This window comes from Nonomuraea coxensis DSM 45129 (assembly GCF_019397265.1).
Taxonomy (GTDB): Bacteria; Actinomycetota; Actinomycetes; order Streptosporangiales; family Streptosporangiaceae; genus Nonomuraea; species Nonomuraea coxensis.
In genome coordinates this window covers 8,103,225-8,123,933 of the sequence record NZ_CP068985.1, presented here as the reverse complement: position 1 = coordinate 8,123,933, position 20,709 = coordinate 8,103,225, and the positions used below count along the sequence as shown (strand labels likewise).

Genomic DNA, 20,709 nt, shown 5'->3' with positions numbered 1-20,709 from the left:
CCCTGATCATGGTCTCTCGGCTACACGCGGGCACTGTCGGTTGCCTGTCAAAGTTCGCGAAGCAAAGACCTGCGGCTGTGAAACCGCAGGTCAGGGGCTCCCCGCTCTTCAGATGCGGGTGCCTTCACGGGAGTACGTGCCGGTCACGATGAGATGTTCTTCGGGAACGTCTCCGACAGCGACAACTTCTTCGGGCCGGTCAATGGCGGCGAGGCGCATCACGGGGCTTCAGCCCACGGCGGTCGTGGAATGCTCCGCGTGTGATCGTTCCGCCGACCAGGAGGTTCGTCGTGTTCCGAGAGATCGTGCGAGCCCTCACCCGGACTGCCGCAGAATGCGGCAGGCAGCTGAGGACGATGCGTGCGCTTATGGAACACAGTTGCTCAGCCTCGATGACTCAGGCGCTGATCGGCCTCGCTGAGGCTTCGATCTCGACAGCATCGACGGGGCGGCTTCGGCTCCTTCCCGAAGGTTCGCAGGGATGAAATCGGCTGGTCAGGTAGGCGTCGGGAGAGCGCACAGGCGCTGCCAGCAGGTCAGGAATGCGGTCTTCCACGGCCAGGTGTTGCTGATCTTCAGGATCCGCCGGCGGGCGTGGGTGACCAGCTTGCCGGGCAGGTGCCGCAGGCAGTAGCGGAGGGTCTGGGGTTCGGCGCGAGCCAGCTCGGGGTCGTCGTGCAGGCCGAGCAGGCGGGTCCAGGCGTCCAAGTCGGCGGCGAGATCGGCCGCGAGGACCCAGCCGAGGTTGACATTCCACGTCTTGCTCGGCAGGTTGCGCAGACCCATCGCCTTGTCGCAGCGCACCCCCGGCATCCTCCGAAGGTGAGGGCATCCCGGGCCACGGGTGACCGCGGCCCACGAGGTGAACGCGTCGCGCCCTTTGCAGGGCACCCGCACATGGCATCCGCACCGGCGTGGATGTCGCTCTCATCGGCTGCCGGCCGATCCCGTGGGCCGGCTGGTGCTTACCGTCGCGGCGCTGGCCCAGCTCGCTCGGGCTCGCCGAGAGCCGCCGCGGTGCACGTCCGGCTCCTGCGCCGCCATCCCGAGCCGATGGCTCTCCTGCTCCTTAAGCAGCAGCAGGAGGTCGGGACGATCGGTGACGGTCAGGAGCCGTCGGGCTGCCGGCCGGCCCGTCGCGAGCTGGTGCATGACCCGGGTCAGGCACCTGATACTGGAGCCGTGGCTGTAGAGGTCGGGCAGGACCGCCGGCGTACCCGTGCTCGCCGAACAGCTCCGCCACCTCCAGCATGTCCGGGTTCGACGTGCACGACCACGACGCCGGGCCATACTGACGCGGGCGCGGCTCCTTCCGGCCAGCACCACCGCCGCCGCCAGCGAACCGCCGTACGCCAGCGGGATGCGCAGTTCCGCTTCATGACCGCTCCGTACGACCCTGGACAGCGAGCTGCTCGGCGCTGTGCAGCAGCCGCTCCCGCGCCTGCTGCAACGCCGTGACCCTAGCAGGAAGCGGGCGATCAGCTCCTTCTGGAACTGCTGCGAGAAGGACGTGACGGCGCTCATCGGCGGTTCAGGGCGTGGTGTCGATCTGTTGGCTCTGCGTTCCTGTGGCGCCGCGGCGCCACAGCGGCGGTTCGCTCTGGCGCGGGCCGAGCTCCACCGCGACCGCGGTGGTGTAGCGTCCGGGCGGCACTTCGTGTGAGAACGGTCCGCATGCGCGCGCCTGGCCTGCTGCCAGCGCACCGAGCTCGCACGTACGGAGGGTTTTCGCCAGCGGCGCGCGGGATTTGGCGTTGTGCAACCAGACATAGGCGACCGCGCCGTCGACCGCGCGGACCGCGCGCAGGTCGAGGGATGCGACCACGGCGCCGTCGGTCACCGCGACACACGGTTGCATCGATATCGGCACGCGCGCCGTCGCGAGCGGCGAGCGGCATCGCATGGGTACGTCCGGCACGGCGTCGCCCGAGGTCCAGATGAACGCCGCGTTGGCCGCGAGGAGTGCCAGCGCCGTACCGGCGACCGCCGCGACCTTCCAGAGAACGCGTGGCCGGCGCTCCTGGCCAAGGGCTTCGTCCGCTTCGTCCGCTTCGTCCGCCGCGTCCGGCTCGGTGCGCGCGGGTTCGCCGGCGGCCAGGGCATGCTGTTTGACCTGGTCGTTGATCTCGTGCCAGCGCCGCTCCCACTCGGCGGTGTCCGTCACGCCGCAGGCGCGTACGTAATCGAGGGTCGCCGACAGGCTGGGCAGCCGGAGCCCCTTCGCGGCTTCTGAGAGCCTGCTCGGCGAGCAGCCGACCCGCGAGCCCATGATTCGGTACGTCGGTTGTCCCGCCGCGACGCGCAACTGGCGTAAGTCGTGCGCGAAGCGTTCGATCAACCCGCCCTCGGGATCGAGTTTCCGTTCTGGCCTGCCCATTCGCCCTGCCTCGTTGATCAGACAGCTGATCGGTGGTGATCAATCAAAGCGTGACAAGGATGAGCCTTGCTGAACAAGTCGGCCAGCTGAGGAGGCATGAGTGAAGACGATGTTCGCGGCGGCGGTCGCGGTCGCCATGGGATGGTGCGGCGTCGCGGCGCCGGCGCACGCTGCGACGGGGGTGGCCTTCCGCGCGTACTCCGGCGCGAGCCAGAGCGCGCACCAGGCCCATTTCGAGAGCCTGCGCGGCCAGGGTTACCGGCCGATCACGGTGAGCGTCTCGGAAGGGCCGAGGTATGCGGCTGTCTGGGTCAAGGGCGGGGGTAGAGCCTGGATCTCTCGGAGCGGGTTGTCAGAAGCGGGGTTCAAGGCGCGGTTCGACGAGTACCTCGCGCAGGGATATCAGCCGATATCGGTGTCCGCGACGGGTCCGGCCGGCCGTGCGACGTTCGCCGCGCTGTGGGAGAAGCGCTCCGAACGGTTCTTCTCCCGCATGGGGCTCACCGGGGCCGAGTTCGCCGCTCACAACCGGAAGGCCCACGCGGACGGGTACGTACCGGTCTCGATTGATGTGTACGGTACGCCGTCGAATCCCCGGTACGTCGCGGTCTGGCGGCAGAGCCAGGGAGCCGGGTGGTACTACTCGTATGGAAAGTCGGCCGCCGGGCACAAAAGGTTCTTCAACGAGCGCACCGCCGAGGGATACCGCCCGACGGCGGTCGCGGTGGGCCCGGGAGGGACGCGGTTCGCCGCGGTGTACCGCAAGGACGGTGTCCGGCCCTGGTACCACTACATCGACACCTCCGCCTCCGCCTACCAGCGCAGGTTCGACAGCCTGGTGGCGCGCGGCCTGCGCCCGGTGCAGGTGAACGTCGAGGACGGCGTGTACGTCTCGGTCTGGATCAGCTGACCACCGGGGGGCGGGAGCCCGGCTGACGCCGGGACAGGAGAGGGCCCGCGGGAGCGCAGCGGAAGGACGGCGGTCCGGTCGCCGGGGCCTGAGCCCTGGCGACCGGCCGGTCCGGCCGACCGGCGGCCGGATCCAGTCCGTCGGCGCTCGGCTGAGTTGTCCGGGTTGCGCTGCCGCAGGCGCCGAGCTGACTTCACCGCCCGGAGCCACGGCCGGCACCCGGGCCCCGAAGCCCCGCGCCTGGTTCCGGATGACATGCCAGACATTGGGGAAGATGCTCCAGACCCTCACCGAGTCCGCAGATCGCATCGTCGTCAACACCTTGGTATCGCGGCTCTCGGAAGTTAAGCGGGAATGGCGCGGTTTCGACTCTCTCGTGTGGTTGCGCAGCGTGACCGGAGGCGTTGGTTGGCCGGGTTGCGGAAGCCGTATGCGCAGCGGGCTTCGAGCTTGATGACTCGGTTGGTGCCCTCGCTCTTGGCGTTGGTGATCCCGGTGAGCAGGAACGCCTCGATCTCCTTCCACCAGGAGGCGACGGTCTCGGCGAGGGTGACGAGTTCGGGCAGGTAGGGATGGTCGGCGCACCAGATGTAGAAGGCGTGCAGGCGGTGGGCGATCGTCGAGCGGGCAGGGTTGGTGCGGGCCAGTGCGAGCAGGTATCGCAGTTTCTCCTTGGCGTGCCAGCCGGCCAGGATGTGTCGGCCGTAGGTTCCGATCCTGGTCAGGTCGCGTTCCAGGATGGCGATCTGCTCGTCGGTGAGGTCTTCGCGGTTGGAGCGCAGCAGCCGCCGGTGGTCGTATTCGGGATCTCCCGTTCGGCCGCGACGGTCACGCATCTTCCAGGTCAGGCGGCGGCGCAGGTCGGCGAGCTTGCCGTTGGCCAGTTGCACGAGGTGGAAGTGGTCGACCACGATGATCGCGTGGGGCAGGGCGGCGCGGACCGCGCAGCGGAAGGTCTGGCACATGTCGATCGCCACGTGGGTGAGCGCCGTTCGCCATGCCTTTGGGCGGGCGTTCAACCAGGCCGCCACTGATGTGGAGAGGCGGCCTTCGACCTGGCCGAGCAGTCCCTGGCCGGTGGCCAGGTCGGTGAAGCCGACGTGCCAGCGGTCTGCGATCAGCCGGTATTTCCCGGTGTCGGGGTCTTGCTCCCAGCGGGGGCGGCCTCGGCGGATCTCGTCGATGCCGATCACGGGGGTGGGTTCGGGCTGGTCGGGCAGTACCTCGGTGGCGTAGGCGCGTAGTTCGCGCATCGCGATGGGCCAGGAGAGACGGTGGTCGCGGGCGGCTTGGGTGACGGTGCGGCCGCCGTCGGCGATCGCGCGTCCGCAGGCGCGGCGTAGCCGGGCGGTCGTCCGCATTCCGGCGCTGACCTGCGGGATCTGCTCGGTGAACGAGCCTCGAGGGCACAGCGGCTCGCGACAGCTCCACCGGAGTTTGTGCCACAGCAGGGTGTACGGGGAGTCGCCCGCGCGCAGGTCCCGTGGCCGGGTGGCCACCCGTTCCTTGACGGTGACGGAGAAGACGCCGCAGGCCGGGCAGGCACGGGCGGATTCGTCGGCGGTGACGACGTGGACGATCCGATGGCCGTCGTGGTCGCGCTCGACCTTGACCACGTGCAGGCCCTCCAGATCAAGCAGCAGTGTCGCCTCGGTGGAGGTCTCGATAGGATTGTGCACGCCCGTGGTTCCTTGGGGGTTGACTGCGTAGAGAACAGTCATGATCCACAAGAGCCACGGGTTTCGCATGTCCGGGTCCGACGCCCCCATCAACCGTCACGTACGGTGACCTTCGAGCGCGAGTCGGCCGGCCATTTCCCGATCAAGATCGGAGACCCGGTATCGCACTCCAACACCATGCGCGGCCCGTGTCTTGGGCAGGCGAGCGTGCGCCACAAGCCGGAGGCTACGCACATATTTGGCACGCTCAACGGCTGTATTTGTGCGGAGCTCGGGCGGTCGTGGCGGGTGGTCGGACGCGGGAATAGCGCAGAATCGCGGTTTCACCTGGGGAAACGACCTAAAGATCATCCCCCGCATGTCCCCTGATCATGGTCCTACGGCTGCGGGCGGGCACCGTCGGCTGCCTATCTAGGTCTACAAAGCAAAAGACCTGCGGCTGTGAAACCGCAGGTCAGGGGCCGAAAATGGCGATCTAGGTGAGTGCCCCCGGCAGGATTCGAACCTAATGACTGCGTACGACCCCGAGTTCGCTGACTCGGGTACTCGCCCTGAAGCCTAGATTCGAATCGGAGCTTGACTCCTGACCGCAGGCCGTGCGAACGGGGCGAGGGGCTGGCGGGTGGCGGTTGACGGGGACCGAGTGAATGCCTGAGTCGATATCGGACCTGGAGTTCTCTGCTAAGGCCGTGCACCTTGGTCCCTCTTGACCGCCATCCGTCAGTCGCTTCTTTTCGTCAAGATCGTGGCGTGAGCCAGCCGCAGGAGACACCGCTCGTATCTACCCGGGCGCTCGAGCCCTTGCGCAGAACGCGGACCTGCGGCCGGCTGGGGCCACGAACCGCTGATCGGATGTCGAGCCATCGAGCTCTCTCATTAGGGCGTGGCGTGCCCCTGCGCGGCTCACCTGGGCCCAAGGATCGAACCAAGGAGGCGCTGGTGACGGTGACATGCGGAATCGACTGGAGCGAAAGGCACCACGACGTCGCCCTGGTCGATGAAGGTGGCAAGCTGGTGGCCAAGCGGCGTATCAGCGACGATGCCCACGGCTGGCGGGCTCTGGTCGAGTTGCTGGCCGAGCACGGCGACCGTCCCGACAACCCGATCCCCGTCGCGATCGAGACCGGACGTGGCCTGCTGGTGTCCTGCCTGCGCGCCACCGGCCGCAAGGTCTATGCGATCAACCCGCTGGCCGTGGCCCGCTACCGTGAACGTCACACCGTCGCCCGCTCCAAGTCCGACCACGCCGACGCCATGACCTTGGCCAACATCCTGCGCGTCGACGCCGACCTCCACCGGCCGCTCCCGGAGGACTCCGAGCTGGTCCAGGCGATCGCCGTGCTGGCCCGTGCCCAGCAAGACGCGGTCTGGAACCGTCAGCAGCTGGCCAACCAGCTGCGGTCCCTCCTACGGGAGTACTTCCCCGCGGCGCTGACGGCCTTCCACGTCAAGAACATCGGCCTGACCTCCCGCGAAGCCCGCACCATCCTGCAGGCGGCGCCCACGCCCACCGCGGCCGCCAAGCTCACCGCCCGCCGATTGCACGCCCTGCTGCGCGCCTCGGGCCGGCAGCGCAACATCGCCACCTGGGCCGACCGGCTGCAGGCACTCTTCGGTGAAGAACACCTTCGCCAGCTCCCACTGGTCGAAGAAGCGCTCGGACGTCAGGCCCAAGCATTGCTGTTACAGCTGGATGCAGCATGCCGAGCCGCCGACGATCTTGCCGACGCCACCAACGAGGCCTTCCACCAGCACCCGGACGCTGCCGTCATCACCAGCTTCCCGGGTCTGGCCGACGTCACCGGCGCCCGCGTGCTCGCCGAACTCGGCGACGACCGCACCCGCTTCGCAGACGCACGCGCGCTGAAGGCCTATGCCGGCGCAGCTCCAATCACCCGAGCCTCGGGCAAAAGCCTGGTCGTCCACCACCGCAAAGTGAAGGATCAGCGCCTGGCCGCTGCCGGATACGTCTGGGCCTTCGCATCCCTACGAGCGCCGGGCCCCAGAGCCCACTACGACCGGCGACGCGCCGAAGGCGAGCGACACTCCAGCGCGCTACGCAACACCTTCAACCGCCTGCTCGGCTGCCTCCACCACTGCCTGCAAAAGGGCGTGACCTACAACGAAGATGTCGCCTTCCAGCCACCATCGAAGGCCATGGCTTGACAACTTACGCAGATCGGATGTCTGCGGCACCCGCTTTAGGAGAGCTCCAGCAACTACGAGCCCAGTTTGGCTACTTATGTGGGGATATGTGGGTGCTGCTCGACAAGTATTGGGCTCTTCGGTGTAGGCCTCCTACGGCTCGCTGCACGACAGGCGTTCGAGCTGGTCAGGGCCATATTGTAGCTGGCAGACCGTAAGACACTCCCGCTCTTCACATGTGGGTGCTGTCATGTCCGGCGATTGGACCGAGGCTGACATCACTGCAGTCGTTCAGCCGTATTGATTCGGCAGGCGGATCCACGTATCGGGCGGGCCGGTGACGGCTCGTGCGTCGGGAGGTCGTAGTCCTGTCGCGGCGTAGCAGTAGGCCGCGGCGTGGCCCTGGTAGAGGTATTCGGCGAGGATCTCTTCGGATGTCAGGTGGCCGCCGGCGTCGCCGCCGCCGAAGGTGGTGCCGGAGTCTTCGATGGCTCCATCCCGGGCGATGATGCCTCGGGTGCCGCTCTTGGGGTTGGCTGCCATGGCGTAGCAGACGCTTCCCGCATCCGTGACGTCACCTACCGCGAAGACGCCTCCCGGGTGCGGACCGGCACCGCACCCTGCATCATGGCCAGCCTCCGCAACCTGGCCATCGGCCTGGCCCACCTGATCGGCTGGACCAACATCGCCGCGGCCACCGACCACTACCGCAGCCACCCCGCCGACGGACTCGGTGCCTGTCAAACCGAATGAGACATCAGGCTACTTGTGTGGTTTGAGGTGAAGCGTCGCTCTGGAGGGTCGTAGGTGGCCTGTTGATCCACACTCTGGCCGGCAGCGACGGCGGGTTGGGGCGCCGGCCGCGGAACCGCTCGGGGCGGGCCAGGAAGGCCGCGTTCAGCGTGGCGACCCGCTGGGCGTGGATCTTGACGGCGGTGCCGTCGTGCACGGACGCGGGAGTGTGCATCGCGATACCCGAATGACGATGCTCGTTGTTGTAATAATCAAAGAACTGCTCACAGAAGATACGGGCGTCTTCGATCGAGCCGAACCTCCCGGGAAACGCCGGGCAATATTTGAGTGTCTTGAACTGCGCCTCCGAGTAGGGGTTGTCGTTGGACACGCGCGGCCGTGAATGCGACTGATCGATCCCGAGCTGCGCGAGCAGGCCAGTGACGGTGTTCGACGTCATCGACGTGCCGCGATCGGCGTGGATCGCGTCAGGTGCGATCCCGCCGTTGCGCTCGATGGCGCGCTCGATGAACTCCTTGGCCAGAGTGCCGTTCTCGGTCGGCCAGATCTCCCACCAGATGACCTTGCGGGAGAAAATGTCGAGGATGACGTAGAGAAGGTAGTGGACGCCGCGCGCCGGGCCTTTCAGTTTCGTGATATCCCAGCTCCATACTTGATTCGGTCCGTCGGCCTCCAGTTCGGGCTTCTTCTTCGCCGGATGGGTGGCCTGCGCGCGCCGCTCGCCGGACTGGCCGCGCTCGCGCAGCAACCGGTACATGGTGGCCTGCGAGCACAGGTAGGTGCCCTCATCCAGCAGGATCGCCCATACCTGGCCCGCCGACTTGTCGGCGAACCGGGACGAGTCCAGCACCGCCAGCACCTGCGCCCGTTCCTCCTCGGACAACTCCGCCGGGTGATGAAACGGCCGGCGCGGACCTTGCCTGCGCGGCTTCGGATTTCGCTGCCGGTACAGGCTGGCGCGGGCCTTGCCGAGTACCTCGCACGCCTTGGTCGTGCCGACGGCCGTCTCCATGCCCGGGAAATGCTCGTCGATGATGCGGTTCAGGTCTCGTCGGAGTCCGCGCTGCGTGAGATGTCGTCCAGCAGCGCGAATGCTTTTCCCGCGATATTCAGCGCGGTCTTCGTCTTCCCCAGTTCGCTGGTGAGCTTTTCGTTCTTGGCCTCAAGCTTGGCCGCGTCGGCTTTGAGCTTCTTGTTCTCGGCCCGCAGCCGGGCCAGTTCCTCAGATTCCGTGTCCTTCTTCGGTTTACCTGTCGAGGAGGCCAGCGTCCCGTTCTCCTGCTGCTTTCGCCAGTGTTCGATGTGCGAGTGATACAGCCTTTCCCGGCGCATCAGGGCGCCACGCTCGGAGCTGCCCTCGGGCAGAGCGTCGAAGGCCGCCAGGATCCGTGCCTTGTAGGCCGCGGTGAACGTCCGGCGCGTCGGCCGGCTCACCTGCTTGTCGGTCGCCTGACCGTTCTGCCCGCTCATGGCGGCCTGGTCGGCGAGGGTCATCGTCACTGTCTCGATCGTCCTGTCTCGCCCTGCTTCGTATCAAAAGGACTCGTTCATCCCATGTCTCACAGCAGTCTGACAGAGAGGGGTGCGCCCGGACGGAGCCGTCAACGCCACGCTGCAATGGCTGCTGGCCGGCCGCTCGCACAGCGGCGAGCAGACCCACCGCACCTACATCCGCTTCAACATCCACGACACGCCGCTGATGGGCGGCACGGTCAGGAACGCCGACCTGCGGCTGCACAACTACAACTCCCACACCTGCAGCGACACCGACAGCCCCGGCATCGTTGCCCACCGCATCACCACCCCGTGGACCGTGAATACGCTCACCTGGAGCAACCAGCCGTCGGTCACCACCAGCGGGCAGGTCGGCAACAAGGGCGCCTACAGCGCGACCATCCCCTGCCCCGAAGGCGAGGACGAGCTCTACTACTCCATCGAGCAAATGGTCCAGGCGTGGATGAACGGCGAACCCGACGAGGGCGTCCGGCTCACCTCACCCACCGAGACCGTTGCGCAGAACTGGCGCTACTACCGCTCCGACGAGTACGGCGGCTACGACACCTATCCCTTCACCCCTCGCGGCCCTGTCCTCTTCATCGAGTACGAGCCCGTTCCCACTGTGGAAGTAGGCACGTTTCAGTATGGCGATTGGGGGGTCACGCCAGAAGACCTGGCAGACCAGCGGACCCGGCAAACACAAGACGACATCCCACCTGGCGTCGCCCCGAGCGATGAAGAAGTGCGCCAAGCGGCTCTGAACTCCACCGAGTACATCCCCGTCAACCCCAATGATCTGCCGCAACCGGAGGGCTTGACCGAGGAGGAACTGGAGGAGTTCGCCCGGGAGGAAGGCGGCGGCGTCGATGCCCCGGATGATCCTCCCACCCCGGACACGCTGGCACCCGAGGTGATGACGAACCCAGCCGATGGTGACACCGACGTCGCCCTCGACGCAGAGATCCGCGTCGCGTTCACGGAATCGGTGACGGGCCAGACGTTCGCCTTAAAGGATGCGGCAGGAACCGGCATCGCCTTCAGCGTCACGCCCATCGGAGATGATCCCGATACAGAGGAAGTCGAACCGAGCGATCAGGGATGGGTGCTCAAGCCCGAGCAATCCCTGAAAGAAGGCCAGCGTTACCGCATTGAGGTCAAGGCAGCCAGGGACGCCGCCGGAAATGTAATGACCGACTACTCCGCAACGTTTCGGTGCCTGTCAAACCGAATGAGACATCAGGCTACTTGTGTGGTTTGAGGTGAAGCGTCGCTCTGGAGGGTCGTAGGTGGCCTGTTGATCCACACTCTGGCCGGCAGCGACGGCGGGTAGGGGCGCCGGCCGCGGAACCGCTCGGGGCGGGCCAGGAAGGCCGCGTTCAGCGTGGCGACCCGCTGGGCGTGGATCTTGACGGCGGTGCCGTCGTGCACGGACGCGGGAGTGTGCATCGCGATACCCGAATGACGATGCTCGTTGTTGTAATAATCAAAGAACTGCTCACAGAAGATACGGGCGTCTTCGATCGAGCCGAACCTCCCGGGAAACGCCGGGCAATATTTGAGTGTCTTGAACTGCGCCTCCGAGTAGGGGTTGTCGTTGGACACGCGCGGCCGTGAATGCGACTGATCGATCCCGAGCTGCGCGAGCAGGCCAGTGACGGTGTTCGACGTCATCGACGTGCCGCGATCGGCGTGGATCGCGTCAGGTGCGATCCCGCCGTTGCGCTCGATGGCGCGCTCGATGAACTCCTTGGCCAGAGTGCCGTTCTCGGTCGGCCAGATCTCCCACCAGATGACCTTGCGGGAGAAAATGTCGAGGATGACGTAGAGAAGGTAGTGGACGCCGCGCGCCGGGCCTTTCAGTTTCGTGATATCCCAGCTCCATACTTGATTCGGTCCGTCGGCCTCCAGTTCGGGCTTCTTCTTCGCCGGATGGGTGGCCTGCGCGCGCCGCTCGCCGGACTGGCCGCGCTCGCGCAGCAACCGGTACATGGTGGCCTGCGAGCACAGGTAGGTGCCCTCATCCAGCAGGATCGCCCATACCTGGCCCGCCGACTTGTCGGCGAACCGGGACGAGTCCAGCACCGCCAGCACCTGCGCCCGTTCCTCCTCGGACAACTCCGCCGGGTGATGAAACGGCCGGCGCGGACCTTGCCTGCGCGGCTTCGGATTTCGCTGCCGGTACAGGCTGGCGCGGGCCTTGCCGAGTACCTCGCACGCCTTGGTCGTGCCGACGGCCGTCTCCATGCCCGGGAAATGCTCGTCGATGATGCGGTTCAGGTCTCGTCGGAGTCCGCGCTGCGTGAGATGTCGTCCAGCAGCGCGAATGCTTTTCCCGCGATATTCAGCGCGGTCTTCGTCTTCCCCAGTTCGCTGGTGAGCTTTTCGTTCTTGGCCTCAAGCTTGGCCGCGTCGGCTTTGAGCTTCTTGTTCTCGGCCCGCAGCCGGGCCAGTTCCTCAGATTCCGTGTCCTTCTTCGGTTTACCTGTCGAGGAGGCCAGCGTCCCGTTCTCCTGCTGCTTTCGCCAGTGTTCGATGTGCGAGTGATACAGCCTTTCCCGGCGCATCAGGGCGCCACGCTCGGAGCTGCCCTCGGGCAGAGCGTCGAAGGCCGCCAGGATCCGTGCCTTGTAGGCCGCGGTGAACGTCCGGCGCGTCGGCCGGCTCACCTGCTTGTCGGTCGCCTGACCGTTCTGCCCGCTCATGGCGGCCTGGTCGGCGAGGGTCATCGTCACTGTCTCGATCGTCCTGTCTCGCCCTGCTTCGTATCAAAAGGACTCGTTCATCCCATGTCTCACAGCAGTCTGACAGAGAGGGTTTACGGCGGCGGGCGGAACCTCCCATGTGCCGGGCCTGGTAGCGGCCTACGGCATGAATGATGGCTCAGGCACCAACGTGGCCGACTCCTCCGGCCAGAACAACACCGGAGCAGGCACCGGCACTACCAGCTGGGTGAACGGCAAGTACGGCAAGGCGCTGTCGTTCAACGGTTCCTCCAGCATGGTCACGGTCGCGCACGCCGCGTCGCTGCGCCTGACGACCGGGATGACGCTGTCTGCCTGGGTCAATCCGACCACGGTGACCGGCACCCCGTGGAAGAGTGTGGTGACCAAGGAACTGAGTGCCGACGGGGCCTCCTACGCCCTGTACGCCGCCAACGGCAGTACGCTGCCGTCCGGCTGGGTGCAGACCGCTCCTGAGACCTCGACGACGGCGGAGGGGCTCTCACCGTTGCCGGTGAACACCTGGAGCCACCTGGCGCTCACCTACGACGGCGCCGCGCTGCGGTTGTTCGTCAACGGCCAGCAGATCGACCAGACCGCGCTGAGCGGCAGCCTCTACGACGACGGCAACCCGCTGCGGATCGGCGGCAACGTCGTCTGGAACGAGTACTTCAGCGGCCTGATCGACGAGGTGCGCATCTACAACCGCGCCCAGACCGCCGCCGAGATCCAGACCGACATGACCACTCCGATCGGCCAGGCGGCGCCGCCGGACACGCAGGCGCCGACCGCGCCCGGCTCGCTCGCCGCGACCGGCGGTCCCGGTAGCGCCCAGCTCACCTGGACGGCCTCGACGGACAACGTCGGCGTGACCGGCTACCGTGTCCACCGCTCCACGACGCCGGGGTTCACTCCGTCGGCTGCCAACCAGGTCGGCTCGGTCACCGCCACCACCACCTTCGCCGACGGAGGCCTCGCGGCGGGCACGTACTACTACCGGGTGCGTGCCGCCGACGCGGCGGGCAACCTCAGCGCGTCCTCGAACGAGGTCTCGGCCGCCGTCACGGCTCCGCCGGCGACCCCGGGTCTGGTGGCCGCGTACGGCATGAATGAGGGCTCGGGCACCACCGTCGGCGACTCCTCCGGGCAGCACAACACCGGAGTGGCCACCGACACCACCTGGAGCACCACCGGCAAGTACGGCAAGGCCCTGTCCTTCAACGGCACCTCCAGCTGGGTCACCATCCCGCACGCCCCGTCGTTGCGCATGACCGACACACTGACGGTGTCGGCCTGGGTGCGGCCTACCGCAGCGGGCGGCTACCGCACCGTGCTGATGAAGGAGAACTACTTCGACGGCTCCTACACCCTGTACTCCTCCTCCGAGAGTTCCCTCCCCATAGGCGCGTTGGAACTCGCCGATGGAGGGCGTGCGGTGGTGGGCGACGATCCGCTACCGCTGAACCAGTGGAGTCACCTGGCGCTCACTTACGACGGCAGCATCGCCATCCTGTATGTCAACGGTGCCCCGGTCGGCCAATACCCGTTTGTCGGTGACCTTGTTGACGACGGCGGTGTGCTGCGCCTGGGCGGCAACGAGGCGTGGGGCGGCGAGTTTTACAGCGGCCTCATCGACGAGGTGCGCGTCTACAACCGCGTCCGGACCGCCGCCGAGATTCAGACCGACATGAACACCCCCGTTGGTGCCGCCCCATCCGGGGTGGCGGCTCAACAGCGGCGCGTGGACGCCGCCACGGAGGCTGCTCCCGCCATCGAGAAGCTGACAGTCGAAGGCGCCCGCAACGTGGACGGCATCTCTGTCGCCTCCACCCTCACCCCCCGCCTGACCAGCTGGTTGTCCACTGGGCGCGACGACGAGGCGAAGGTGGAAGTGGAGATCGCCGACAAGCCCACAAAGTCCATCAAAACGGACAAGGTGTCCACGGACAAGCGGCTGATCTGGTCGGGCAACGTCACCGCCAAGCCAGACGACAGCCAGGTATCTCTGCAGGTCCCCAAGGGCAAATTGCGGGACGACGCAAACGTGAGATGGCGGGCCCGCGTCACCGGCTCCGAGAACCCAGGCACCTGGACCAACTGGCAGTCGCTCACCATCAAGCGACCGGAGACGGAGACCACGGCACCAACAACATCTGCGGCACGCATTCTGGCTGACGATGACCCGCGTGTCCAAGAGTGCCGGAGGAATTCGTCGAAGGCGAGCCAGCGCCCCGGCTATACAATCAATCGTCAGGCCTGGTGCGCCATCCACAGTGTTGCAGCGGGTGATGTCCAATATGGCACTCGTACAGTTATCAACGGTCTCACGGCTTCCGCGACGATCATCGGATACACCTATAACAACGGAAAAAACGCGCCCACGAAACAACGCAAGACCAATTACCGAGTATCCCTGGAAAATGTCACCCCAATCGGGCAAGCCTGGAGGCTGTGGGCCTACATAGGCATCGGCGCGAAAATGGCTAGGAACAGTGAACACTGCACGGTCGATGGAAGCTACGTCGAGGGCAGCTGGGAGCAGTGGAGCGCCGGCAAGGTCGCCGAGTTCACCGTCGTGTCCGATGAGAAGAACGGCGACGGCGGGGACCTGATTGATAACTGCGCCCCTCAATTCGTCCTCAAGACCTGGTTCCCGGAAGTACCATCGGAGAAAGTGAGACGCTTCTGGTCGCAAGCCATCCCCATCTCCCGATGCGACTCCGCACCGTACATCGTGCGGTATTACGGCAGCGGCTGCGTCTTTCCCTGGGCGCAACTGGTCTACGAGGCCACCGAGACTCGTCCCGGGGTTCCGTATGCGCACATGGGGGACCCGGACAACGTCAACATGGCCTACCGCAGCGTCCCGGCCCACATATGGACAGCGCAAAACAAGCCCGAACTGACCACCCCGGCGCTTCTCGGCAAAAGCATCCCCGGAACCAATACCACCGGACATCTCACTCGGAATGTCAACGATACCTGGAAGGACAATAATAACGGGAAGTCCGCCCGGCTCTGTCGTGCTCTATTCCCAGACTATGATCGCAAGGATGCGGTGCTGGGAGACAAGAAAAATCACAAGGTATATAACTGTGACGAGTTTCCGTTCCAGTCGACCATGCAAGGGTCATGGACGGGGGCCAACAATGGCAAGATGAAGGACTTCAAGAGGTTCTCGATCAGGCCTGTCTGGCACGTGCACAACAACGAGGACGGCAACAACCTCGCGAAGTTTTACAGCACACAACGCATCCTCGGTGAAGACGGAGACCTCCGCAATGAGACATACGACCGCTTCCTGGTGAGAGCAATCGTCCCAGGCTATCCTAACGCCTGGTAGGTAGACGCAAATCTGACTGCCGTCTACAGCAGTCCTAAATTGTTGACTGCCCCCGGGGTGAACAGCGTTTAGTTCACCCCGGGGGCAGGACAATTGAAGTCAGGAGATGAACATGCTAGATCAATTGATCGAAAAATATGAAGAGATACTTCCAGCCCTGGCCCTCGACACGTACGCTTATACGGTGACCATCCCCGACTCCGACCAAATGACGCCGGCCGCAGCCATTCACCGCATGGCCTTGGACCCAGCAATGCTCCGCAGCCCCGGTTTGGCTCAACCCGAAGACCTCGATGTCATCGCAGTCGACAACGGTATCGTCACACTTGACGGCGTCAACCCCTGCCCGGAGCGCAAGAAAGTGACCGATCGACTGGCCGGTTCAGGGTTCAAGCATTGGTACCTAGCCATCGATATCGAAGGCAATAAAACTCTGTATGCCCGCTACGGAGAGACTGAAGGGGAAGTGCATTTTCCGGAACCTCTCGCCATCCCTTTCACGCCTTGGACAGAGTTCCTCGGCCCTCTGGCGCCCTACGAGACACTCCTTGCGCCACTCTATGACGACATTCAGCCGGAAAGAAGCGTCAGCGCCATATTCTTGGCCATCATTGAAAACGAGAGCGGCATTCATTTCAACGGAACGCTACTCGAAAGACCGCGTCTAAGCATACCCATCCACTATGACCGCCCTTCCGCCTAGCGACCGAGCCCCTCGTTAACGCCGGATTCCATTCCAGATCTCTCTGACCCCCGAGCCGCGTGGACGGGCGGCGGGCGGACGGTTGTGTCCACGGGAGTGGGGTGCGAGCCCGTCCTGCCGGCGGCATCGCCGGGTTGGCTGAGCCCCAGCCCTCCAGCGGGAAGGGTCTGGCGTGCTGGCTGCCTGATCGCAATGGTCTGCGGCCGGGGCGTAGCCCAGGGAGCGACAACGCCCTCACTGGCGATGGCCGGTCGCCGTTCCGGTTGTACGCACGTATTGGGCACGATCGACGGCTGCGTCGCCCGCGGGTGGAGGCGGTCGTAGCGGGTTGTCGCTGCGTGGATGACGCGGAATCAGGGGTTGACCTGGGGAAACGTCTTCAAGATCATCCCCTGTATGTCCCCTGATCATGGTCGTACGGCTGCGTACGGGCACTGTCCGCTGCCTATCGAGGGTGGCGAAACAAAAGACCTACGGCTGTGAAACCGCAGGTCAGGGGCCTGAAAGGCCAATCTATGTGAGTGCCCCCGGCAGGATTCGAACCTGCGGCACCCGCTTTAGGAGAGCGGTGCTCTATCCCCTGAGCTACGGAGGCGGACTCTCGTAAGCCTAGCGAAAGTATGGCAGTGCGTGGGACATGGAGCCGGGAGTAGTTCGGCGGGGTTGGTTATGGGTGGTCTGAGCTGCGGTAAAGGCCTGACAAGTGGTCGGGGGGCGGCTCGTTCGGCGTGGCTAGCTTCTGCGGGTGACCATGAGGCGGTGTAGGCAGGCGCGGCGGCGGCCTGTGGTGTTGTTCGGGGCGTTGTTGGCGCCGGGGATCCTGGCTGGTGGGCTGCTGGCGGGGCAGGCGCGGGGGTTCGGGGAGCGTTCGGATGGGGGCGGAGCGGTCGGGGGCGGGGGAGCGGTCGCGGTGATGGCGTTCGAGCCGAGGTTCGTGTCTGCGCCGGATCGGCCGCAGTGGATGTACGGGGGGTTCGTGCCTGGGGTGCGGCGTGCCGTGGTGCGGGCGGAGGCCGTGGTGGTCGGTGGCGGGGAGAAGGACCTGGTGGCCGGAGGGCGTGACGCGAGCGGTGCTGGGCGGGGGCGGGCTGGGGCTGAGGGTGGGAAGGCTTCGGATTCGGCGGGGCGCGGGGGAGGCGGCGAGCGTTCGCGGGCGGAGGTGGAGGAGCCCTATACGCCGGTGCCGGTTCGGCCCGGTGAGGGGTGTCCGGGGGAGTGGGAGGAGACGTGGTTGTGGGAGGTGTGCCGGGCTGGGGAGCGGCAGGACGTGCAGGGGTTCGCTGATGGGCTGTTGCCTCGGATCTGAGTGGGTGCGCCTGTGCCTCGTCGGGGGGCGGGGCTTCGGGGCTGGTGGGGGAGGGTGGATGAGCAAAGTGGGCTTTATGTCTCATAACAGCTCTCTGGAGTTCGGTCCGGACACTCGGAGGGCTGTAGTAACGTGCGTGCCTGACCCGGGTAACGAGTTTGCATACGGAGGAGTCGAACGTGCCAGCCCCTCGATCAGCGGGTCTGATCGCGGTTGTCGCGGCGATGGTGGCTTCTCTGACGGTGTCGTCGGCGCAGGTGGCGGCGGCTTCGGCGCAGACTGATCGGCGGGGGCAGGCGCGGCCGGTTCGGGTGCTGGAGCGGCAGGATCCGGGCAATCTGACCGAGCTGAGGAAAGAGGCGGAGCGGTCGGCCAAGGAGCTGGAAGAGGCCACCAAGGCGCTGGAGAAGCGGCGCAGTACGATCGCCGCCTCCGAGAAGCAGCTCAAGGGCAAGCTCACGACGTTGCAGGAGCTGGAACGGCGGCTCATCGTGATGCGGCAGCCCGTTTCGCAGATGGCTGAGTTGTTGTACGTGCAGCCGCTCAACGGCGGCGGAGTGCTGCCCTTCCTGGCCGGGGGCGCTGACGAGACCACCCTGCGGGCACTCAGCGACGCCAACCAGATCGTGGCGACGAGGCAGCAGGCCGTACAGCAGACGAGTGCGCTGTACGCGCAGGCCGAGCAGCTGGCGAGCGAGGCGCAGGAGTTGCGGGCGGGCAACCTGCTGGCGGAGGCGCAGCTCGCGGCCGAGATCGACACGTTGCGGCAGCGGTCGGAGAAGATCGTGAAGTCGTTGACCGCGGCGCTGGTGAAGCTGGGCATCAAGATCGACAAGGTGGGACGGGCGGCGCTCGGTTGCGACCCGTTGCGGGCCGCCACCGCCGGCGAGTATCCCAACGGGCTCATCCCCAAGGGCATGCTCTGCCCGTTGCAGCAGAAGGGGTTCAGCCTGCGGGCGGACGCCACGATCGCGTTCGTCAGTCTGAACGAGGCTTTCAAGCAGCGGTTCGGCAAGCAGATGTGTGTGACCGACGCCTATCGGAGCCTGGCCGAGCAGCAGGCCGTCTACTATCGGCGGCCTGGGTTCGCGGCGGTGCCGGGGCGGAGCAACCATGGCCTCGGGCTGGCCGTGGACCTGTGCGGCGGCGTGGAACGGTCAGGGTCCGTGGAGTTCGTGTGGATGGAGAGGAACTCCAAGAAGTACGGGTGGTTCCATCCTTCGTGGGCCTACAGCAGCCCGTTCGAGCCGTGGCACTGGGAGTACGACCCCCAGTTGGGGTCGCTGCTCGATTAGGCGCCGGCCGGGCTCAGGCCGCCGCCGTCAGCTCGCTGGTGCAGAAGGCGCAGCGGGAGGCGTTCTTCGGGATCTCCGACAGGCACTCCGGGCAGTCGCGGGTGGTCGACTCGATCTTGGCCGCGGCGCGTTCCTTGACGTGGGTGTAGGGCTTCACGACGAAGAAGTAGACGACCGCGGCGATCATCAGGAACGAGTTGATCGCGTTGATGAAGTTGCCGTACATGAAGTTCGAGCGGCCGACGGTGACCTTGAGGGTGGAGAAGTCGGGGAGGCCGCCGAACGCCGATATCAGCGGGGTCAGCAGATCGGCCACGAAGGACTGCACGATCGAGTTGAAGGCCGCGCCGATGACGACCGCGACGGCCAGGTCGATGACGTTGCCCTGCATGAGGAACTTCTTGAAACCACTCATGGAGCAGATCGTAGTCAGACGATTACTCTTCGCTAGATGGCGGGTGGGGGCATGGTGATCGACAGGTGGGCGGTCGCCTGGGCCGCTGCCAGCTCTGCCGCCTGGGTGGTGGTCGTCGCCAGTAGGAGGAGGGTGCCGCGTGGCGTGGTCGACGTGAGGTCCCGCTCCTTGCGTGGCGGGGGGATCGTGATGACGGTCACGGCTTCGGCGATGGCGCGGGCCGGGGTGTGGGCGGTGGCCTGCGGCCAGGTGGCCAGGACGTTGACGGTCGAGCCTGGGGACAGCAGGGCCGCGGCGTCGGGGTCGTTGACGCGCACGGGGGTGGCGACCATGCCCGGTGGGAGGCGGGTGTAGGCCGTTTTCAGGAGGCGGGCGTCGGTCAAGGGCTCGCCGCGGCGCATGGGAGACGTCAGATGGTGGGTGGTCCCGGGGGTGAGGTGCCGGATCACACCGGTCGGCGGGTGGTTGAGGGGGACGGAGGTCAGGTCGGCGGCCGTCAAGGGGCCTGCGGGGAGGTCGTGGGCGGCCACCAGGACTGTTGCGGGCGGGGTGGGACGGGTCGCCGCGTAGGCGGACAGGACGGCAAGGGCGGCGAGCGCCGCCGCGACGAGGCGGCGGCGACGGCCGTAGCGGAGGAGCCAGCCCTTGGTCATGGCAGGTCGAACGGGAGCTTGAGGCCGTCGAGCGCGCTGCCGCACGGGCAGGTGCGCTCCTCGGGAAGGGCCTGGACGGTGGCGGAGACCAGGGAGCGCATGCGGGTGACGTTCTGGGCGAAGAACTCGAGGACCTCGTCGTGGGTCACGCCCTGCCCCGCCTCGACGCCCGCGTCGAGATCGGTGACCAGGCAGAGGGACGTGTAGCAGAGGGCCAGCTCGCGGGCCAGGATCGCCTCGGGGAAGCCGGTCATGCCGACGATGGACCAGCCGTTGGCGGCGAACCACTGGGACTCGGCGCGGGTCGAGAACCGGGGCCCCTCGATGACGACGAGGGTGCCGGCGTCGGCGGTGTGCCAGTCGGTGGCGAGGGCGGTGTCCACAGCCGTCAAACGGCCGGACGGGCAGTAGGGGTCGGCGAAGGAGACGTGGACGGCGCCGCCGGTGTCGTAATACGTCTGGACGCGCCCTGAGGTGCGATCGATGAGCTGGTCGGGGATGACCATGGTGCCGGGGCCGTAATCGGCCCGTAGGGACCCTACGGCGCTCGGCGCGAGCACTTGGCGGACGCCGAGGGAGCGCAGTGCCCAGAGGTTGGCGCGGTAGGGGATGCGGTGGGGTGGGAACCGGTGATCGCGGCCGTGCCGGGGGATGAACGCCACCGAACGGGAGCCGATGCGCCCGACGGTGACGACGTCGCTCGGAGGGCCGTAGGGGGTGGCGAGCTCGATCTCCTCCGCGTCGTCGAGGAGGGAGTAGAAGCCGGAGCCGCCGATGACGCCGATGTCTGCGCGAGTGACCATGGCGCAGAGAGTAGCCGGATCGGTGCGGGGCCCGGTTCGGCCGAGCGGCGTTCTGTGGATAACCTGGCGTCGTCGCGGTGCGTAAGAACATCAGTACGAAGAGTAGTATC

17 protein-coding genes and 1 tRNA gene are annotated in these 20,709 nt (G+C 66.3%); 7 read left to right on the top strand and 11 right to left on the bottom strand.

The window, feature by feature from the left end; genetic code table 11:
- Positions 1–495: 495 nt before the first annotated feature.
- Both Nocox_RS38105 and Nocox_RS38100 read right to left on the bottom strand, forming a co-directional pair.
- Positions 496–813, bottom strand: a complete 318-nt coding sequence (locus Nocox_RS38105) for a transposase (RefSeq protein WP_246649677.1) — start codon at positions 811–813, stop codon at positions 496–498.
- Between the two features lie 718 nt (positions 814–1,531).
- Entirely contained in the window at positions 1,532–2,377 is an 846-nt protein-coding gene (locus tag Nocox_RS38100) for a helix-turn-helix domain-containing protein (RefSeq protein WP_051112765.1), read from the bottom strand.
- A 109-nt stretch (positions 2,378–2,486) separates the two neighbouring features.
- Here Nocox_RS38100 and Nocox_RS38095 point away from each other — a divergent pair, with 109 nt between their 5' ends.
- The gene (locus Nocox_RS38095; RefSeq protein WP_157383448.1) at positions 2,487–3,287 is read left to right on the top strand and encodes a hypothetical protein; all 801 of its coding nucleotides are present in this window, start codon (positions 2,487–2,489) and stop codon (positions 3,285–3,287) included.
- Positions 3,288–3,631: 344 nt separating this feature from the next.
- On the opposite strand, the gene Nocox_RS38090 is transcribed toward Nocox_RS38095, so the two are convergent.
- Entirely contained in the window at positions 3,632–4,966 is a 1,335-nt protein-coding gene (locus Nocox_RS38090; protein WP_020547993.1) for an ISL3 family transposase, read from the bottom strand.
- Positions 4,967–5,905: 939 nt separating this feature from the next.
- Here Nocox_RS38090 and Nocox_RS38085 point away from each other — a divergent pair.
- Positions 5,906–7,132, top strand: coding sequence for an IS110 family RNA-guided transposase (locus Nocox_RS38085; RefSeq protein WP_020547754.1), 1,227 nt, complete (start codon positions 5,906–5,908; stop codon positions 7,130–7,132).
- 375 nt (positions 7,133–7,507) lie between these two features.
- On the top strand, positions 7,508–7,864 hold the full coding sequence (locus Nocox_RS38080) for a hypothetical protein (RefSeq protein ID WP_211212866.1): 357 nt from the start codon (positions 7,508–7,510) through the stop codon (positions 7,862–7,864).
- A gap of 4 nt (positions 7,865–7,868) precedes the next feature.
- On the opposite strand, the gene Nocox_RS38075 is transcribed toward Nocox_RS38080, so the two are convergent.
- Both Nocox_RS38075 and Nocox_RS38070 read right to left on the bottom strand, forming a co-directional pair.
- Positions 7,869–8,876 carry an IS3 family transposase gene (locus Nocox_RS38075; RefSeq protein ID WP_219495536.1) on the bottom strand — a complete coding sequence of 336 codons (1,008 nt, stop codon included), beginning with the start codon at positions 8,874–8,876 and terminating at the stop codon, positions 7,869–7,871.
- 29 nt (positions 8,877–8,905) lie between these two features.
- Complete coding sequence (locus Nocox_RS38070) at positions 8,906–9,364, bottom strand: hypothetical protein (RefSeq protein WP_219495483.1); 459 nt, start codon at positions 9,362–9,364, stop codon at positions 8,906–8,908.
- Between the two features lie 82 nt (positions 9,365–9,446).
- Here Nocox_RS38070 and Nocox_RS38065 point away from each other — a divergent pair, with 82 nt between their 5' ends.
- Positions 9,447–10,619, top strand: a complete 1,173-nt coding sequence (locus Nocox_RS38065) for a DNRLRE domain-containing protein (RefSeq protein WP_020547995.1) — start codon at positions 9,447–9,449, stop codon at positions 10,617–10,619.
- Here the strand turns inward: Nocox_RS38065 and Nocox_RS38060 are convergent.
- Both Nocox_RS38060 and Nocox_RS38055 read right to left on the bottom strand, forming a co-directional pair.
- On the bottom strand, positions 10,598–11,605 hold the full coding sequence (locus Nocox_RS38060; RefSeq protein WP_219495485.1) for an IS3 family transposase: 1,008 nt from the start codon (positions 11,603–11,605) through the stop codon (positions 10,598–10,600). The two genes, Nocox_RS38065 and Nocox_RS38060, sit on opposite strands and share 22 nt — an antisense overlap.
- A gap of 29 nt (positions 11,606–11,634) precedes the next feature.
- On the bottom strand, positions 11,635–12,093 hold the full coding sequence (locus Nocox_RS38055; RefSeq protein ID WP_219495483.1) for a hypothetical protein: 459 nt from the start codon (positions 12,091–12,093) through the stop codon (positions 11,635–11,637).
- 109 nt (positions 12,094–12,202) lie between these two features.
- Here Nocox_RS38055 and Nocox_RS38050 point away from each other — a divergent pair, with 109 nt between their 5' ends.
- On the top strand, positions 12,203–15,424 hold the full coding sequence (locus Nocox_RS38050) for a LamG-like jellyroll fold domain-containing protein (protein WP_084685790.1): 3,222 nt from the start codon (positions 12,203–12,205) through the stop codon (positions 15,422–15,424).
- Between the two features lie 112 nt (positions 15,425–15,536).
- Positions 15,537–16,127, top strand: a complete 591-nt coding sequence (locus tag Nocox_RS38045) for a hypothetical protein (RefSeq protein ID WP_026214794.1) — start codon at positions 15,537–15,539, stop codon at positions 16,125–16,127.
- Between the two features lie 522 nt (positions 16,128–16,649).
- On the opposite strand, the gene Nocox_RS38040 is transcribed toward Nocox_RS38045, so the two are convergent.
- Positions 16,650–16,722: transfer RNA gene (locus tag Nocox_RS38040), tRNA-Arg, on the bottom strand.
- Between the two features lie 890 nt (positions 16,723–17,612).
- Here Nocox_RS38040 and Nocox_RS38035 point away from each other — a divergent pair.
- On the top strand, positions 17,613–18,728 hold the full coding sequence (locus Nocox_RS38035) for a M15 family metallopeptidase (protein ID WP_033410077.1): 1,116 nt from the start codon (positions 17,613–17,615) through the stop codon (positions 18,726–18,728).
- A 13-nt stretch (positions 18,729–18,741) separates the two neighbouring features.
- Here Nocox_RS38035 and mscL read toward each other — a convergent pair whose 3' ends face one another.
- Genes mscL through Nocox_RS38020 form a run of 3 tightly spaced genes read right to left on the bottom strand, consistent with a single transcriptional unit; the run spans position 18,742 to position 20,599 of the window.
- Positions 18,742–19,143 (bottom strand): large conductance mechanosensitive channel protein MscL, encoded by a 402-nt coding sequence (gene mscL, locus Nocox_RS38030; protein ID WP_026214793.1) that lies wholly within the window; start codon positions 19,141–19,143, stop codon positions 18,742–18,744.
- A 32-nt stretch (positions 19,144–19,175) separates the two neighbouring features.
- Entirely contained in the window at positions 19,176–19,796 is a 621-nt protein-coding gene (locus Nocox_RS38025) for an RcpC/CpaB family pilus assembly protein (protein ID WP_020545289.1), read from the bottom strand.
- Complete coding sequence (locus Nocox_RS38020; protein ID WP_020545288.1) at positions 19,793–20,599, bottom strand: S-methyl-5'-thioadenosine phosphorylase; 807 nt, start codon at positions 20,597–20,599, stop codon at positions 19,793–19,795. Before Nocox_RS38020 ends, Nocox_RS38025 begins: the two co-directional genes overlap by 4 nt.
- Between the last annotated feature and the right edge of the window lie 110 nt (positions 20,600–20,709).

Bases quoted from the DNA above. Each gene is read 5' to 3' on its own strand.
- Nocox_RS38075 (WP_219495536.1), bottom strand. From the start codon at position 8,876: ATGGAGACGGCCGTCGGCACGACCAAGGCGTGCGAGGTACTCGGCAAG.
- Nocox_RS38060 (WP_219495485.1), bottom strand. From the start codon at position 11,605: ATGGAGACGGCCGTCGGCACGACCAAGGCGTGCGAGGTACTCGGCAAG.
- Nocox_RS38105 (WP_246649677.1), bottom strand. From the start codon at position 813: ATGCCGGGGGTGCGCTGCGACAAGGCGATGGGTCTGCGCAACCTGCCG.
- Nocox_RS38020 (WP_020545288.1), bottom strand. From the start codon at position 20,599: ATGGTCACTCGCGCAGACATCGGCGTCATCGGCGGCTCCGGCTTCTAC.
- Nocox_RS38025 (WP_020545289.1), bottom strand. From the start codon at position 19,796: ATGACCAAGGGCTGGCTCCTCCGCTACGGCCGTCGCCGCCGCCTCGTC.
- Nocox_RS38045 (WP_026214794.1), top strand. From the start codon at position 15,537: ATGCTAGATCAATTGATCGAAAAATATGAAGAGATACTTCCAGCCCTG.
- Nocox_RS38095 (WP_157383448.1), top strand. From the start codon at position 2,487: ATGTTCGCGGCGGCGGTCGCGGTCGCCATGGGATGGTGCGGCGTCGCG.
- Nocox_RS38100 (WP_051112765.1), bottom strand. From the start codon at position 2,377: ATGGGCAGGCCAGAACGGAAACTCGATCCCGAGGGCGGGTTGATCGAA.
- mscL (WP_026214793.1), bottom strand. From the start codon at position 19,143: ATGAGTGGTTTCAAGAAGTTCCTCATGCAGGGCAACGTCATCGACCTG.